This window comes from Streptomyces sp. NPDC048349, assembly GCF_040651925.1.
Lineage (GTDB): Bacteria > Actinomycetota > Actinomycetes > Streptomycetales > Streptomycetaceae > Streptomyces.
This window is the reverse complement of record NZ_JBEZLA010000147.1, coordinates 1-1,595: the sequence shown is the minus strand read 5'-3', so window position 1 is coordinate 1,595 and position 1,595 is coordinate 1. Positions and strand designations below refer to the sequence as shown.

Below are 1,595 nucleotides of genomic sequence, written 5' to 3'. Positions count from 1 at the left end.
CGTCCAGTACGGGGGCATCCGGCCGGCACGCCGAGAGCACGCACCGGACACCGCTCCTTCACCACGGACCTCCGTCAGACACCCCCTAGCCCCGCTCCGGGCCCCGGCTCACACGGTGCCGGCGCAGCGCGAACCGGTCCGCCGCGTCGGGGCCCGCCACCCCGCCCGGGAGGGCTACAGCGCCGACGACCACGTCATCGTCGTCCCGCGCGCCCCCGACTCCGTGCGGCCGTCGTCCGCCACCGTCAGGCGGACCCCGGTGGGGCCGGCGTCCACCTCCACGTCGATGGAGGTGACGTCGGCGCGCCGGTGCGCCGCGGCCAGGGCCCCGCGCAGCGCGGACAGCAGCTCGTCCGCCACCGGTTCGGGGAGCAGCGCGTCCACCGCTCCCGCGAACTTCACCGACGGCTGGAAGCCGATGAGCACCGCCGCGCCGCCCGTCTCGCGCAGGACCCGGCCGCGGAAGGTCGTCGGGGCGTCGGTCGGCGGCTGCTGGAGGGCGAAGATGGCCGTGCGGACCTCCTGGATGGTGGAGTCCAGTTCGTCGACGGCGAGGCCGAGCTCGTCACCCACCAGATCGCCGGAAGGGGCGTTCGAGGAGCGGCGCCGGGTGCTCTCCAGCATCATCTCCGTCGCGAACAGCCGCTGTACCACCAGGTCGTGCAGGTCCCGGGCGATCCGGTCGCGGTCCTCGTACACCGCGAGCTGCTCCCGGTCGTGCTGCGCGTCCGCCAGGACCAGGGCCAGCGCCGCCTGGGAGGCGAACTGCGAGGCCAGCAGCCGGTCCACCGCGTCGTAGGGGCGGCCGCCCCGGGCCCGCGGCAGGGCCAGGGTGCCGATCAGCTGGCCGCCGCTCTGGAGCGGCAGCATCATGCTGGGCCCGAACCGCTCCCGCACGTGCGTGGTCATCCGGGGGTCGGTGGCCGAGTCCTCTATGAAGACCGGCTCGCCGCCCAGCAACTGCTCCAGCACGGGCGAACCGGGGGCGATCGCCGTCCCCACCAGGTCCCCGGGATCCCCGTGGGTGGAGGCGGCCACGATCTCCATGCCGCCCTCCGGGGTCGGCTGGAGGATCACCCCGGCCGCCGCGTCCGCCAGCAGCCGGGCCCGTTCGGCCACGCACATCAGCGCGTCTGCCGCCGGGCGCCCGGTCAGCAGGGTCGTGGTCACGGCGGCGGCGCCCTCGATCCAGCGCTCCCGGCGGCGGGCGGTCTCGTAGAGCCGGGCGTTGCCGATCGCTATGCCCGCCTGCGAGGCCAGGACGCGCAGCAGGGACAGGTCGGTCTCCGTGAAGGGCCCGCCGCCGTGCTTCTCGGTGAGGTAGAGGTTGCCGAAGACCTCCGTGTGCACCCGGATCGGCACGCCCAGGAAGCTGCGCATGGGCGGGTGGCCCGGCGGGAATCCGGCCGCCCGGGGGTCGTGGGCGAGGTCGTCCAGCAGGAGCGGGCGCGGGTCCCTGATCAGGACTCCGAGCAGGCCGGAGCGCCCGTCCGGCAGGCGGGGGATCGCGGCCCGCTCCTCGTCGGTCATCCCCGTGGTGAACAGTTCGGTCAGCCGGGAGCGCTCGGGGTCGATGACCCGCCTCCTTGCCGACG

The 1,595-nt window shown here is 75.1% G+C and carries 1 protein-coding gene; it reads right to left on the bottom strand.

The annotated features are described in order from the left end of the window. Positions 1-174 precede the first annotated feature (174 nt). Positions 175-1,595, bottom strand: a 1,421-nt coding sequence (locus AB0D44_RS34340; RefSeq protein ID WP_362598827.1) for a GAF domain-containing protein, incomplete at its 5' end; no start/stop codon positions are given.